The following is a 13,890-nucleotide window of genomic DNA, read 5'->3' on the forward strand; positions in this document are numbered from 1 at the left end:
GTGTGACGACGTGGACATTGTGCACGGGTGCGACCCCACGTGACCTGGCGGGTCGCCTTGTGCGCTGGGGAATGTTCAGCTCGCGGGCAGCGCGGCGGCGACCTTCGCGCGGATCTGTTCCATCCGGGACCGCAGGGCCGCCGGATCCTGGCCGACCGGGCCCGACACGCCGATGCCGACCGACACGCCGCCCGAGGTGTACCAGAAGGCCAGTACGCGTCCGGCCGGGCTGCTCCCGGTGTAGAGCAGGTCGGTCGCCGCCGGGCCGAACGGGCTGCTGTCGAACCCGCCGGTGACGAGGTTCTGGCGCAGCCCCTGGACGAGCTGACCGGCCTGCGCCTTCGACGGCGTCGGGACGGCGATCAGCGTCGTGCCGCCTTCCGGGCTGCCGTAGGAGTGGTAGACGAGCTGGTCCGCGCCCGCCGCGCGCATGAGGTTCGCGTCGGCGTCGGAGACGGCCTTGGCCTGGACCGCCTTGTCCAGCGCCATCGTCGAGTTCTCCGGATTCGGCGTGCCCGGCAGCGTCGGCAGCTTGTCCTCGAGCGAGGCGGGCTGGGTGTTCGGCGCGGACGCGGCGGCGGGCGGCGGCGCGGCCGTGTCGTTCGAGTCGTTCTTGGCGCCGATGAACCAGATGCCGCCGACGACCAGCGCCAGCACCACCAGCACGGCCAGCGACAGGAACAGCCAGGTCGGCCGCGACCGGCGCGGTTTGGCGTCGTCCTCCCAGAGGCGGCGCGGCTCCGGCTGGGCTCCGTTCGCGGGGATCGCGCCGAAGACCGCGGTGGGCCGGTCGTCGGCGGGACTCGGCGCGGTGGTCGGCCGGTCGGTGGAGAACGGGGTGCCCGGGGTGTGCGAGAAGGCGGGCTGGGTCTTCTCCGCCGCCGGGGCCGCCGCGGAGTTCAGGAACGCTTCGACCGCGGGCGGTTCCGGCGCGGGCATCGCCGGGTTGGTGCTGGCCCATCCGACGACCGGCTGGCTCGGCTGCTGCTGGTTCGGTTGCTGGCCCGGGGGGTGCCACTGCACGGGAGCGACGCCCGGCCAGGTCCCCGGCTGCGCGGGCAGTTGCGGCTGGGGCTGGTGCGGTGCGGGCGGGGTGGCCTGGCTCGGCGGCGCGGCCGGGCTCGGCGGCGGGGAGAAGAAGGGTGCGGCGGGCTGCTCCGGGGCCGGGGCGCCTCCGGGCGGAGTGCTCGGCAAGGCGGTTCCGTCCGGTGCCACTCGGCGCGCGATCATCGGACCGTCGAACGGGCCGTGTCCGGTCATCGTCGCGATGTTCTGCGGAGTGCCCGCTTCCGGCGTGCTGCTCTCCGCGGCGGCGCTCGGGGCTTGCTGGCTCTCCGCGCCGGGAGTCGCCTGGGGAGCCGGGGCGCTCCACGTCGGCGACCCGCTGTCCTGCCGCAACGGCGACGCCACTGGCGAAGCCGCCCCGCCGCCCGACGCCTCGGCGAGCAGTTCGTCGCGCTGGCGGCGGTGTTCGGCGTGGCCGAGGCGGCCAGCGGCCAACTCCGCGTCCAAGCGCCGGAGCTCTTCCTGCCAGCTCATCACGCAACCCCCTGTCACCGGTTCGGGCGACAGTGTTCCACGCGCCCCGGTTGTGTGGGGGTCAGGTGCGCAAGATCAGCCCAGATCAGGCGCCCGCTTCGCGTCGGACGGGAAATCGCCGCGGCTCCGTACGATGGGGAGCATGTCCTCCGCGCGCGGTGCGCTCGCCGCCCTTGCCGTGGATCGGCTCGCCGGTCTCGACATCACCGCTGCCGAACTCGTCGAAGCCGGGGCGCGGGCCGTCGGCGAGGGCCTCGAAGCGCCCTCCCTTCCCGAGCTGGCCGCCCTCGACCATCGGAACCACCAGGCGGTCTCGGACGCCTTCTCGCACGTGGTGGAGGAGCTGGGCATCGAACTCCCGGTCGACGCGACCGCGGCCCAATGGCAGCTGATGGGCGAGCACCTCGGCGAGATGGTGCGCGGCGACGTCCGGCTCGCCGAAGCGGCGCAGAGCGTCAAAGCCCTCGACGGACGGCTCGGCCGCCCGGCCGCGCTCTCCGAACTGCGCCAGTGGCTGGCGATGCTCGCGACCTGGATCCCGACCGACGTCACGCCGGTCAGCTACTGCGAGCAACAGGTGCTGCAGCAGGCGCGGGCGGTACTGGCCGGTCCGTGGCCGCCGGTCACCCGTTAAGCGGCAAAAACTGTCGTACATATGTTCTAAAATTGGCCGGGTACTGGGAAAACATCCACCGGAAGGCGGCCGCCCATGAGTAGTTCCCAGCCGGCATACGTCACGCTGCCCACGTTCGTCGGGTACAGCGCCAGCAAGGGCCCGTCGCGTTCGTCGTTCGTCCGCAGGCAGCGCCGGCTGTACGAGGATCCGGCCCGGGCGGCGTTCAACTACTACCGGCGCGCGGCGAACGCGGTCCGGGCCGGCCGGGCGGCGCGGCAGGACGAGGTGGCCATGCGCGCGCTGGTCAACAACGCCGACGAGCGCACGCGGCCGCATTACGCCGCGATCGCGGAGGGCTGGCTGCGCTATCTCGGCAGGCGCGATCCGAAGCTGGTCGAGGTCGGGCGGGCGAAGTTTTCGCTGGGCGAGCTGGAGATCGGCATCAGCCCGCAGCTGGGGTTGCGGAAGTCGAACGGCCGCCGGTTCGCCACGTGGCTGTACTTCAAGGAGGAGCCGCTCACCCGGGACGCGGCGCAGCTCGCGTTGTGGCTGCTCACCGAAGGCATGCCGGAGCTGCTGCCGGGCGGGGAAGCGCTGGTCGTGGACGTGCGCCGGGCGAAGGAGTTCACCTTGTCGGCGCGCGACCGGGAGCGGCTGCGGCCGTGGGCGTTCAGCGAGGCGTCGGCGTTCGTCACGCTGTGGCGCGCCGCATAACGGCTCCGTGCATGACCGGCGGGGGTCTCGGGTAAGGAACCTGCGGACCGGGGCTGTTTCCCGGTCCGCGGGCCACCCGGACGAGTGACAGCTTGGCGCTCGGCTCCGGTGGACTGGACAATCCCGGCCCCGGACACGAAGCTTTCGGCAGTTTCGAGCCCGGTCGATGACTTCGAGGTCGACAAGTGAACGCTGCTGCAGCCTGGGAGCCGCTCTCGCGAGTGGCCGACGAGCCCGCTTGGTATTGGGTGCACGACAAGCTCAGGTTCTGGCCGAGCACCTTCGCGCACGATTGGCCCGGCTTCCACGAGCCGAGCCCGTCGGCCGCGTGGGATTTGTCGACCGGCGAGTACGACCGGGCGTCGGCCGAATTCCGGCTGGGCCCGTACGCGGTGGAAGAGCACGACGTGGCCCGCGCGGTGCTGGCCGCTCTGAAGGAGACGACCGCCGAGGACGAGTGGCTGTGGGTCCTGCACTGGCAGCACCAGTCGTTCAAGTTCTGGCCGCACCGCATGCAGGAGAACGCGCCCTGGCCGGTGTCGGTCTTCCCGCGCGGTGACTACCACCTGTTCCTGGCCGAGGACTTCAGCTACGGAACGCTGGGCCACCCGTGGGAACGCACCCTGTGCGTTTTCGGCGAAAAACTGCTCCCCGCGGTCGAAAAGCACGCCGACGGCATTCTCACGAACCAGTTGCGCCGGGACGGCCAGCCCTCTGCGCTGACCCGCTGAGCAAGGCCGCTGCTACCGTCTCGCACGTGTTCGAATACCACGGCTGGGTGACCATCGCCGCCTCCGCGACGGGCGACGACGACGCAGCTCTGCTGGAGCGCATGGTGGAACGAGTCCACCGTTCGCTGCAGAACGCGACCCTGCTGGACCTGGTGGACCTCCGCTGGAGCGGGGGCCTGCCCATGCTCCATCTGGGTGGTCTGGACAAACACGGCGGAGCGATCACGCCCCAGCTCCTGGAAACGTTCGCGAGGGTAGGAGAACTGGCCCCCGGCTCGTACGGCCTGCTGCACGTCTGGGACGACCAGCACCCGGAACACGACAACGCCTTCCAGGTCTACCGAATGGCAAGAGGCCAGGTAACGGAAGAAAAAGACCCGCACCTGTCCCCAGTAGCCCCCACGGTCCTGGACACCTACGAGCTATAACCGGCCTGCTCCGCAGGAGCGGCGTCCCTTCTTTCGCTTGCTCCGCAAGCTACGCGCCTTCTCCGCTTGCTCCGCAAGCTGCAAAGCCGCCCACCCTCGCAACCGCACCGATGGCACCGCGGGGGTCCGGGGGCTCGGCCCCCGGGTGATATGGCGAAGGCCCTGTATCCACGCTTTTTGTGGATACAGGGCCTTCGGGACTGAGCGGATGACGGGATTCGAACCCGCGACCCTCACCTTGGCAAGGTGATGCGCTACCAGCTGCGCTACATCCGCGTTAACCGCTTGGTGCTCGGTGTTGAACACACTCTATACCGTCCCTCGGGTGACACTTTCGGGGCCCCCGTTATTGGCGTGGACCTGCTGAGATGTGGTGCTTGCGCGTTACGCCGGGCGCACAAGGGGTGACGACGGGCGCTCTGCTCCGTATGGTGTCCCCAATCGACTTCAGTGGTGAGTCCTTCGGGGGAGGAGGTGCCTTGCCGGATGACCGAGCTGGGCACGGCGCCGCCGCCAGCGGCCTCGGAATCCGACGAGCAGGCACTTTTGAAGCGGCTGCGCGACGGCGAGGACGCCGCGTTCGGGGAGTTGTTCGAGCTGCATGCCGCTGCCGTGCGCAGATTGGCGCAGAGTCTGGCGGCGGATCGTTCCGAAGCCGAGGACATCACCGCGGAGACTTTCTTCCGCGTGCTGCAGGCGTTGCGCCGCGGTGCGGGTCCGCGGGATTACGTGCGGGCTTATTTGCTGACGGTCGCGCGCCGGGTGTCGTGGGAGTGGCACGGGGCGCGGCGCGATGTTCCGGTGACTGACGACGAGTTGACGTTCCGGGCGGGCGCCGGGGTGGACACGCCGGCGCGGACGGCTGAGCACACGTTGATCACGACGGCGTTCACGAGTTTGCCGGAGCGGTGGCGGACGGTGCTGTGGCAGACCGAGGTCGAGGGCGAGCAGCCGGCGATGGTGGCTCCGCATTTCGGGTTGTCGGCGAACGCGACGGCGGCGTTGGCGCGGCGGGCGCGGCAGGGGTTGCGGGCGGCGTATCTGCAGGCGCATTTGTCGGTGAACCGGGGTCCGGAGACGTGCCGGGCGGTCGTGGAGAAGCTGGGCGGGTTCACCGCGGGCAGCGTCACGGGCGCGGAGGCGGAGCGGATCAAGGCGCATTTGCTGGGGTGTCCGTCGTGCCGGGCGACGCAGGACGAGCTGCGGGACGTGTGTTCGTCGTTGCGGGCGCATGCCGGGGTGCTGGTGCTCGCGGTTCCGGCGCTGGCCGGGGCCGGGAAGGCCGCGGGTGCGGTCGCGACGGTGAAGAGCGTGGTGTTCGGCTCGAAGGTGAAGGTCGGGCTGGCGCTGGCGTCGACCGCGGCGGCGGGTGCGGTGAGTTTGACCGCGGGTCCGCTGGTGTTCGGGTCGCATCCGGTGCAGGACGTGGGGTTGGGCGGGGGCGCGCCGGAGCTGGCGTTGCAGCCGCCGGAGCAGCCTCCGCCGCCGGCGCAGCAGGGTCCGCGGGTCATCGCCGGGAAGCTGTACGGCAGCGCGCGGCCGGAGCACGTGGCGGTTCATCAGGGTGCTTCGCCGCATTTGGGCGCGGCCGAGGTGCCGAATCTGCCGGCGGCGCATCAGCCGGTTTCCGGGGATCAGTCCTCGTCGACGTCTGGTGCGGCGGGTTCCACGGGTGCGACGGGTGCGACTGGGTCTGCTGGTTCGACGCCGCGCGATGATCTTCCCGGTCAGGACGCCAGTCATTCGGGTTCGCCGATGACGGGCCGTTCGTCGACCACCGAGTCACGGTCGGATCTGGACACGTCCACGAACTCGTCGAGCCCTGGCCTGCTGAGCACGACGACGGACGACACGACTCCTTCGTCGTACGCTCCGCCGCGCTCGGCGTACGTGCCTTCGCCGGATTCGTACGTGCCGCCGTCGGTCACGACGACCCCGGCCGGGTCGCGGCATGTCGCTCCGGCGGCTCCGCAGTCGTCGAACTCCGCTGACTCGTCCGACTGCCCGAAGTCTTCCCGTTCCGCCGAATCGTCGAAGCAGCGGGAGTCCGCCAAGCCCGGGAAGCGGGCCAGGACGGACTCCACGTCCGGGCAAGATGTCACCGGTTCGGCCGATTCCTCGGCGGACGCAAGCTCCCGAACAGCCAAAACCCGGCAAACCACCAGTAACTCTCAGTGAGCACCTCGCGCTCGACGGCACGGTCACGGTAACGTTGACCGAGTTCGACGTCGCCCGGGAGGCAACAGAATGAACCGGCTGGTGCGCGGCGAAGACGGTCGCCATTGGGTGGTCCGTGCCCAGATGGAGTGGCGGGCTCCCGCCACTGCTGACGATTTCGAACACGACGTCGCGGGCAGTTACGGACCTGGCATCGCGATGATCGTGGTCATGGGGTTCCTGGTGATCGCGCTGGTGGTGTGGACGCCGGACGTGGTCAAGGTGCCCGCGTGGGTGCTGCTGGCGTTGCTGCTGGTGGTGCTGTTCTTCCCGCTGCGGTGGATCCTGCGCCGCCCGTGGACGGTGGTCGCCGAAACCGAGGGCGACGTCGCGGGCGACCGGCCGTCGGAGCGCTGGGTCGGCACGATCCGCGGCATGTTCACTGTGTCCGGCGAGGTGAAGCGGATCTCGAAGACGATCCAGCGGCATTCGCTCCCGGACTTCGACGGTCCGCTGCACCCGGTCGAATAGACCTGGCCGGAACCGGGCCGGCGCGCGAGACTGGTGCCATGCCCGAGTTGCCCGAGGTCGAAGCACTGGCCCACCACCTGCGCGAACACGCCGTGGGGAGCACCGTTTTCCGGCTGGACGTCGCGTCGCTGAGCGTGCTGAAGACCGCGATGCCGCCGTACACCGAGCTGCACGGTCGCGAGATCACCGGCGCGACTCGGCATGGCAAGCATCTGGACGTGGTGCTGGGCGATCTGCACCTGGTGGTCCATCTGGCGCGCGCGGGGTGGCTGCGCTGGTCGGACGCGCTGTCTCCCGCTCCGTTGAAGCCGGGGAAGGGGCCGATCTCGCTGCGGGTGCATCTGGAGTCGGCTTCCGGGCCTGGCTTCGATCTGACCGAGGCGGGGACGAAGAAGGGGCTCGCGGTGTGGATCGTCGCGGATCCTGCCGAGGTGGCCAGTGTGGCGCGGTTGGGGCCGGATGCGTTGGCCGTCGATGCTTCGCAGTTGCGGGAATTGTTCCAGGGGAAGGGAACTCGGCTGAAGTGGGCGTTGACTGATCAGTCTTTGATCGCGGGGATCGGGAACGCTTATTCGGACGAGATCATGCATCGGGCGAAGTTGTCGCCTTATGCGACTGTGGGGAAGTTGGACGAGGGTGCGTTAGAGGTTTTGGCCGAGGCTATCCGCGAGGTGGAGACGGACGCGGTTTCCCGGTCGGTGGGGCAGAAGGCGGCTCGGTTGAAGGGGGAGAAGCGGTCTGGGCTGCGGGTGCATGCCCGGACTGGGCTGCCTTGTCCGGTGTGCGGGGACACTATTCGGGAGATTTCGTTTGCGGATAAGTCGTTTCAGTATTGTGCGACTTGTCAGACTGGGGGGAAGCCGTTGGCTGATCGGCGGATGTCTCGGTTGTTGAAGTAGTTCCTCGGGTTCGGCTCGTCGCCCTGGCGGGCGACATTGCTTTTGGTGGGTTGCGTGGGGCACCCCGAAGTTTGATTGTGCTGACGGGCGGTGGGTGCTTGTCAAGGCGGGAAAGATGCCTTGACAAGCACCCACCGCCCGCAGGGAGGCTTCGTATCGGGGTTGGGGGAGGGCTGGGTGCCCCCGGAGTTGGGTGCGTCGGCGGCGGTTTGGTTGGTGCCTCGATGGTTGGGTGCATCGGCGGCGGTTTGGTTGGTGCCGATGGTTGGGTGCGTCGGCGGCGGTTTGTTGCGCGGCTCTGGTGTTGCTGCTTTGAGTGGGGCGGCGTGCGCTGGTAGCGCCCCAATGCCACATTGGGTGCATCTCGGCGGTGGCGGCGTCGTGAAGGTTCCCCTCACTGCGCTGGCGTGCCGTGAGGGGAACCCTGAAGGACCTGGGTCGGAGCCATCGGCGAGCATCAGGGGCACCGTCACATCGTCAGGCCTCGCCTCACGTCGCCGGGAGTTGACCTCACGCCCTCGGGCCTTGGCCTTGCCGGAAGCGGCCACCCGTCCCAGGCCGGAACCTAAGACCCACCATCCGCACTAGCCAAGCAATGAAGGGTCCCTTCACCCCTGACCTTCCGTAGTGATGAAGGGTCCCTTCACCCCACTCCTCGGCGACTCACGGCCACCGCCACCACCCGAATGGCGCAAGATCCTCACGCTCACCGGGAGTGACGGTAGGGTTTGCCCACCCTCGGTCGTCGCTACTGGACAGAAAGTGGGAAGCAGACCTTGCACCCGGTCGGTCGAGCGCAGAGCATGGACGTCGTGTCCGACTTCCCCTACGCGCTGGTCGTCCCGTGGGTCCTGGTCGGCATCCTGGTGATCGTGGTGCTGGTCCTCGCCTTCCGGGCGCGCCGGCCCAAGGGGGTCATCCAGGACGCCGTTCTCCAGGCCGTCCATCGGATGTCCAAGGCCACGCCCAACTTGCGGGCGGGGCTCGACGAGGAGGCCGCCAACCGGATGACGGCGGAGCTGCTCGAGGTGCTCGACTGTCTCGCCGTCGGCATCACGGACAGTGAAGGCACGCTGCTGTCCTGGGCGGGCGAGGCCACCGATCACTACCTGGACGTCGTCGACGACATCGGGACCGCGTTGCGCAAGCACCGGCGCGCCGTGGCCGACCACAACAAGATGCCGTGCAATCACCGCGGCACCTGCAAGATGAAGACCGCCGCGATCGTGCCCATTCTCGTCGAGGGCGAGGCCGAGGCGACGCTGATCGTCGTCGGGCGCACGCGCGGCAAGCTGGTGCAGATGGCCGAGGCCGTCGGCCAGTTCGTTTGCACGCAGTTCGAGCTCGCGCGGCTCGAAGAATCTCGAAACCAGCTGCAGCAGGCGGAAATCAAGGCACTGCGCGCGCAGATCTCGCCGCACTTCGTCTACAACGCGCTCAACACGATCTCCGCGCTCATCCGCACCGATCCGGAGGAAGCGCGCGAACTGCTGCAGGACTTCGCCGACTTCACGCGCTATTCGTTCCGCACCTCCGGCATGTACACCACGCTCGCCGAGGAACTGCGCAACATCGACCGGTACCTGACGATCGAGAACGCGAGGTTCGGCGGCCGCCTCGAGGTGCGGATGAAGATCGCGCCCGAGGTGCTGAGCGTCGTGGTGCCGTTCCTGATCATTCAGCCGCTCGTCGAGAACGCCGTCAAACACGGGCTGGCCAGCAAGCCGAGCGGCGGCTGCGTCACGGTGATCGCGCGGGACGACGGGCACGAGGCGCTGATCACCGTCGAGGACGACGGCATCGGCATGGACCCGCGGCAGCTCACCGACCTGCGCAACGCGCACCGCACGGGCGCGCACGTCGGGCTCGGCAACATCAACCAGCGCATGCGGCAGGTGTTCGGCGAGGATTACGCGCTCACCGTCGAAACCGCGCCGGGGGCGGGCATGAAGGTCGCGCTGCGGGTGCCGAAGTTCAAGCTCGGCGTGCGGCCGAACATGCCGGACTACTCCGCCGACGTCCCGCCGCAGCCGCCCGCGCCCCTCGAGCCGGAACCGGAACCCGACGGAGTGCACGGCTCGCGTTCGGGAATGCTGCCCGCGCACTGAACTGGTTAGCCTGGGCAGATGAGCGTGACCGACAAGCTGACTTCCCGCCTCCCCGTGCTCGGCGACCGCGGCGACCGCAAGGACGTGGTCGCCGTCGTGAAGCTGCACGGGGTGATCACGCCGACGCCGTCGCCGCTGGCTCGCGGCGCGATCAACCTCGGCGCCGTCGAATCCGCGCTCACCAGGGCGTTCGCGCACGACCGGCTCAAGGCCGTCGCGTTGCAGATCAACTCGCCCGGCGGCGCGCCCACGCAGTCCGGCCTGGTCGCGGAGCGGATCCGGCAGCTGGCCGACGAGAAGGGCGTGCCGGTCCTGGCCTTCGCCGAGGACGTCGCCGCGTCCGGCGGGTACTGGCTCGCCTGCGCGGCCGACGAGATCTATGCGCACCGGACGTCCATGGTCGGTTCGATCGGCGTCATCAGCGGCGGGTTCGGCTTCACCGGGCTGCTCGAACGCTTCGGCATCGAGCGCAGGCTGCACACCGCGGGCGCGAACAAATCGCGGCTCGACCCGTTCAGCCCGGAGAAGCCCGAGGACGTCGAGTGGCTGAAGAACATGCACGGCCAGCTGCACGAACTGTTCGTCGAATGGGTCAAGGAGCGCCGCGGCGACCGGCTGACCGATTCCGCCGACCTGTTCACCGGTGACGTCTGGCTCGGGCAGAAAGCCGTCGACCTCGGGCTCGTCGACGGGCTCGGCTCGCTGCGCGAGATCGTCCGCGAGCGGTATCCGGACGCCGAGATTTCCGTGGCGGAGCCCAAGAAACCGCTGCTCGCCCGGCTCGGCCTCGGGGCGCCCGCGGCGGCGAGCGCGCTGCTGGACGCGGTGACCACGAAGGCGGCCTGGTCGCGCTTCGGGCTCTGAGGCACAGGTGAGTGGCGACTCCGGTACGCCACTCACAAGGTGCACTCTCCAATGGGGTCTGGACAATGCACCTCGCAATCGGCAGGATGCGTCTCACTGTGAGTGCTCACGACGACACCCGGAAACTCATCGTCCTTGCCGTGGACGACGAGCTGGCCGGGCTGGACGAACTCAGCCACGGACTCCAGAACAACCCGCACATCCACCGCGTTTTCCAGGCCTCGGACGCCTCCGACGCGCTGCGGCTGTTCTCGCACGACGACCCGGAACTGGCTGCCCGGCGGGCAAACGGCCTGCCGACGGTCGACGCCGTGTTCGCCGACATCGACATGCCCGGCCTGTCCGGCATGGAGATGTCGCGCGTGATCGCGGCGATGAACCCGTCGCCGGTGCTGGTGTTCGTCACCGGGCACGCCGAGGAAGCGGTGAACGCGTTCGACCTCGGCGCGGTCGACTACGTCCTGAAGCCGTTCCAGCAGGACCGGCTCGACCGGTCGGTCGCGCGCGTGCGCGAGAAGCTGGCCACGGCCGCGGGCCCGCCCGCCGGCCAGGGCGGCGCCGAGCCGGTCAAGAACGACGACGAGGTCATCCCGGTCGAACTGGCTGGCACCACGAAGCTGATCCCGCGTTCGTCGGTCCGCTGGGTGGAAGCACAGGGCGACTACGCGCGGCTGTTCACCACCGAGGGCAGCCACCTCGTCCGGATCCCGCTCGCCCAGCTCGAGGAACGCTGGGAGAAGGCCGGATTCGTGCGGATTCACCGGTCGTTCCTGGTCGCGCTGCCGCTGATCACCGAGATGCGGATGGGGCAGGGCGGCTACCAGGTCGTGATCGGCAACGAGGAGAAAGTCCTGCCGGTCAGCCGCAGGCACACCCGGGCGCTGAAGGACCGCATCGTCGGCTCCGGCCGGGGCGGCTAGCCGTCGATGACCGCGCCCGAAGACCCTTACCACCGGCTCTCGAACGGCGTCCGCAAACCGGACCCGACGCTGGGCGTGCGGCCGGAGGACCGCGCGGTGGTCGAACCGGTGCCGCCCGCTCCCGAACCAGCCCCGCGCTCCAGCGAACCCGCGCACGTGCGGCCGAAACGGGAACGCGTCGTGCTCGCCGATTCGCGGCAGTCGTCGGGGCGGATGCGCGGGCGGATCGAGCTGGAAGAACAGACCAGCTGGGGAAAACTGCTGGTCCGCGACCTGGTGAAGGTGCAGCTGCGCACGTCGGTGCTGCTGGCCGTGCTGGTGGTGGCGGTGCTCGGGGTGCTGCCCGCGCTGTTCTATTTCCTCCCGGCGGTCGCGCGGTTCACCGTGATCGGCATCCCGATCCCGTGGCTCGTGCTCGGCCTGCTCCCGTTCCCGTTCCTCTTCGCCGTCGGCCTCTGGTACAACCGGCTCGCCGAGCGGCACGAACGCGACTTCGTCGACATGATCGAGAACTGACCCGCGCAAGGGAGGCGCTCCCTCGTGGCGGCGCGTCCCGGAAGCGCGTGGTCGTGCGAGGATTCACGCCGTGCAGCTGACCCCGTGGACGTTGACCGGCCTCGCGCTGGTCGCCTTCGCGACTTACTACCTTGGCTTCCGTTCGTCGCGCGGCGCCACCAGCACGCATGACTTCCTCGTCGCCCGCCGAACCGTGCGCTCCAGCCGCAACGCCGCCGCGATCTCCGGCGAATACCTGTCCGCCGCGTCGTTCCTCGGGGTCGCGGGCATGGTGCTCAAGCAGGGTGCCGACGCGACCTGGTACCCGATCGGCTTCACCGCCGGATACCTCGCGCTGATGCTGTTCGTCGCCGCGCCGCTGCGCCGGTCGGGGGCATACACGCTGCCGGACTTCGTCGAAGCCCGGCTCGGTTCGCGAGGCCTGCGCCGGTTCGCGACCGCGGGCGCGGTGTTCATCGGGATCCTCTACATGGTCCCGCAGCTGCAGGCCGCCGGTTTGACGCTCGCGCAGATCGTCCCGGTACCGGCGTGGGCGGGCGCGCTCCTCGTCATCGTGCTGGTCGCGGTCAACGTGATGGCCGGCGGGATGCGCGCGATCACCGTGGTCCAGGCGTTCCAGTACTGGCTCAAGCTGTTCGCGATCGCCGTGCCGACTTTCGTGCTGTGCATGGTTTTCTTCGCCGGCGGCGGCCCGGGCGGCCTGCGCGCGCTCGGTGCGCCCGCGCCGCCGGTGTTCCCGTCGGACACCAAGGTCACGGTGCAAACTGACGTGACCGTGAAGGTCACCACCGAGACGTTCTTCTACGCACACGGCCACATCGACGACGGTCCCGCGGGCGGCATGGCGCGCTGGTCGCCGCTCGTGCCGCACAAGGTTTCGGCCGGAACCACGCTGGAATTCGCCGCGGGCACCCCGGTGCCGATCGTGAGCGACGCGCCGACGACGAACGATTCGTGGCTGCATCCGGCGTCGAACGGCATCACTGACCTGCTGCAGACGTACTCGCTGATCTTCGCGCTGTTCCTCGGCACGATGGGCCTGCCGCACGTGCTGGTCCGCTTCTACACCAACCCGGACGGCAAGGCCGCGCGCCGCACCACCGTGCACGTCCTGCTGCTGCTCGGACTGTTCTACCTGTTCCCGACGATGCTGGGCGCGCTCTCGCGGATGTACGTGCCGCAGCTGCTGCTCACCGGCAACACCGACGCGGCCGTGCTGCTCTTGCCGACCGCGGTGCTGCCCGGCTGGCCGGGGCAGATCCTCGCCGCGGTGACGGCCGCGGGCGCGTTCGCGGCCTTCCTGTCGAGCTGCTCGGGGCTGCTGGTGAGCGTGGCCGGGGTGGTCTCGACGGACCTGCTGCCGGGCCGGGTCAAGGACTTCCGGGTCGCGACGCTGCTGGTCGCGATCTGCCCGATGGTGCTCACGCTGATCTTCCGCACCGAGGACATCTCGCTGTCGATCGGGATGACGTTCGCGCTCGCCGCGTCCACGTTCAGCCCGCTGCTGCTGCTCGGCATCTGGTGGCGCAAGCTCAGCTGGCCGGGCGCGCTGGCCGGGATGATCGTCGGCAGCGGGATGGTGCTCAGCGCGCTGGCGTACAACATCGTGTGCGAGTACACCGGGGACAAGACCCCGTGGTTCACCGTGCAGCCCGCGCTGCTCTCGGTGCCCTCGGCGTTCCTGGCGACGTACGTGGTGAGCCGGCTGACCCGGTCCGGCCGCCCGGAACTGGTGAACGACATCATGCTGCGCCTGCACGCCCCCGACCCGCTCGGCCTGATGCGCGACCGCGCGGTCGCCCGCTTCGGCCAGGCCGACGACAAGCTGCGGACCGGCCGGGGACGCCACCGCAAGGCTTAGCGGTTA

13 protein-coding genes and 1 tRNA gene are annotated in these 13,890 nt (G+C 69.5%); 12 read left to right on the forward strand and 2 right to left on the reverse strand.

The genetic code is table 11. The features are described from left to right. Positions 1 to 75: 75 nt before the first annotated feature. Complete coding sequence (locus tag CU254_RS39870) at positions 76 to 1,539, reverse strand: hypothetical protein (protein ID WP_158688136.1); 1,464 nt, start codon at positions 1,537 to 1,539, stop codon at positions 76 to 78. 142 nt (positions 1,540 to 1,681) lie between these two features. On the opposite strand from CU254_RS39870, the gene CU254_RS39875 reads away from it, so the two are divergent. From CU254_RS39875 to CU254_RS39890, 4 genes are all read left to right on the forward strand, one after another. After that, positions 1,682 to 2,173: a hypothetical protein gene (locus CU254_RS39875; protein WP_009085715.1), complete on the forward strand. Its 492-nt coding sequence runs from the start codon at positions 1,682 to 1,684 to the stop codon at positions 2,171 to 2,173. A gap of 75 nt (positions 2,174 to 2,248) precedes the next feature. Then, on the forward strand, positions 2,249 to 2,869 hold the full coding sequence (locus tag CU254_RS39880) for a hypothetical protein (protein ID WP_009085717.1): 621 nt from the start codon (positions 2,249 to 2,251) through the stop codon (positions 2,867 to 2,869). A 221-nt stretch (positions 2,870 to 3,090) separates the two neighbouring features. Beyond that, on the forward strand, positions 3,091 to 3,600 hold the full coding sequence (locus CU254_RS39885; protein ID WP_100266997.1) for a DUF2716 domain-containing protein: 510 nt from the start codon (positions 3,091 to 3,093) through the stop codon (positions 3,598 to 3,600). Between the two features lie 26 nt (positions 3,601 to 3,626). Further along, positions 3,627 to 4,028 (forward strand): Imm7 family immunity protein, encoded by a 402-nt coding sequence (locus tag CU254_RS39890; RefSeq protein ID WP_009085721.1) that lies wholly within the window; start codon positions 3,627 to 3,629, stop codon positions 4,026 to 4,028. Between the two features lie 203 nt (positions 4,029 to 4,231). On the opposite strand, the gene CU254_RS39895 is transcribed toward CU254_RS39890, so the two are convergent. Beyond that, positions 4,232 to 4,304, reverse strand: a tRNA-Gly gene (locus tag CU254_RS39895). A gap of 210 nt (positions 4,305 to 4,514) precedes the next feature. On the opposite strand from CU254_RS39895, the gene CU254_RS39900 reads away from it, so the two are divergent. The 8 genes from CU254_RS39900 (at position 4,515) to CU254_RS39940 (ending at position 13,884) form a co-directional block, all read left to right on the forward strand. Then, complete coding sequence (locus CU254_RS39900; RefSeq protein WP_037718951.1) at positions 4,515 to 6,206, forward strand: sigma-70 family RNA polymerase sigma factor; 1,692 nt, start codon at positions 4,515 to 4,517, stop codon at positions 6,204 to 6,206. 69 nt (positions 6,207 to 6,275) lie between these two features. Then, positions 6,276 to 6,716, forward strand: coding sequence for a DUF983 domain-containing protein (locus CU254_RS39905; RefSeq protein WP_009085725.1), 441 nt, complete (start codon positions 6,276 to 6,278; stop codon positions 6,714 to 6,716). 38 nt (positions 6,717 to 6,754) lie between these two features. Then, positions 6,755 to 7,615: an Fpg/Nei family DNA glycosylase gene (locus CU254_RS39910; RefSeq protein WP_009085726.1), complete on the forward strand. Its 861-nt coding sequence runs from the start codon at positions 6,755 to 6,757 to the stop codon at positions 7,613 to 7,615. Between the two features lie 803 nt (positions 7,616 to 8,418). After that, positions 8,419 to 9,723 (forward strand): sensor histidine kinase, encoded by a 1,305-nt coding sequence (locus CU254_RS39920; RefSeq protein WP_037718953.1) that lies wholly within the window; start codon positions 8,419 to 8,421, stop codon positions 9,721 to 9,723. Between the two features lie 18 nt (positions 9,724 to 9,741). Beyond that, positions 9,742 to 10,587, forward strand: a complete 846-nt coding sequence (locus CU254_RS39925; protein WP_009085729.1) for a S49 family peptidase — start codon at positions 9,742 to 9,744, stop codon at positions 10,585 to 10,587. A gap of 86 nt (positions 10,588 to 10,673) precedes the next feature. Next, positions 10,674 to 11,507 carry a LytTR family DNA-binding domain-containing protein gene (locus CU254_RS39930; protein ID WP_037719084.1) on the forward strand — a complete coding sequence of 278 codons (834 nt, stop codon included), beginning with the start codon at positions 10,674 to 10,676 and terminating at the stop codon, positions 11,505 to 11,507. A 6-nt stretch (positions 11,508 to 11,513) separates the two neighbouring features. Beyond that, positions 11,514 to 12,023 carry a hypothetical protein gene (locus CU254_RS39935; protein WP_009085733.1) on the forward strand — a complete coding sequence of 170 codons (510 nt, stop codon included), beginning with the start codon at positions 11,514 to 11,516 and terminating at the stop codon, positions 12,021 to 12,023. A 70-nt stretch (positions 12,024 to 12,093) separates the two neighbouring features. Further along, positions 12,094 to 13,884, forward strand: a complete 1,791-nt coding sequence (locus tag CU254_RS39940) for a cation acetate symporter (protein ID WP_037718955.1) — start codon at positions 12,094 to 12,096, stop codon at positions 13,882 to 13,884. Positions 13,885 to 13,890: the final 6 nt, after the last annotated feature.

The organism is Amycolatopsis sp. AA4, from assembly GCF_002796545.1.
In the GTDB taxonomy this organism is placed as follows: domain Bacteria; phylum Actinomycetota; class Actinomycetes; order Mycobacteriales; family Pseudonocardiaceae; genus Amycolatopsis.

Excerpts from the sequence above, each read along its gene's own strand:
- CU254_RS39870 (WP_158688136.1), bottom strand. The coding sequence starts at position 1,539 with ATGAGCTGGCAGGAAGAGCTCCGGCGCTTGGACGCGGAGTTGGCCGCT.
- CU254_RS39875 (WP_009085715.1), top strand. The coding sequence starts at position 1,682 with ATGTCCTCCGCGCGCGGTGCGCTCGCCGCCCTTGCCGTGGATCGGCTC.
- CU254_RS39910 (WP_009085726.1), top strand. The coding sequence starts at position 6,755 with ATGCCCGAGTTGCCCGAGGTCGAAGCACTGGCCCACCACCTGCGCGAA.
- CU254_RS39930 (WP_037719084.1), top strand. The coding sequence starts at position 10,674 with ATGCGTCTCACTGTGAGTGCTCACGACGACACCCGGAAACTCATCGTC.
- CU254_RS39925 (WP_009085729.1), top strand. The coding sequence starts at position 9,742 with ATGAGCGTGACCGACAAGCTGACTTCCCGCCTCCCCGTGCTCGGCGAC.
- CU254_RS39900 (WP_037718951.1), top strand. The coding sequence starts at position 4,515 with ATGACCGAGCTGGGCACGGCGCCGCCGCCAGCGGCCTCGGAATCCGAC.
- CU254_RS39880 (WP_009085717.1), top strand. The coding sequence starts at position 2,249 with ATGAGTAGTTCCCAGCCGGCATACGTCACGCTGCCCACGTTCGTCGGG.
- CU254_RS39935 (WP_009085733.1), top strand. The coding sequence starts at position 11,514 with ATGACCGCGCCCGAAGACCCTTACCACCGGCTCTCGAACGGCGTCCGC.
- CU254_RS39920 (WP_037718953.1), top strand. The coding sequence starts at position 8,419 with ATGGACGTCGTGTCCGACTTCCCCTACGCGCTGGTCGTCCCGTGGGTC.
- CU254_RS39905 (WP_009085725.1), top strand. The coding sequence starts at position 6,276 with ATGAACCGGCTGGTGCGCGGCGAAGACGGTCGCCATTGGGTGGTCCGT.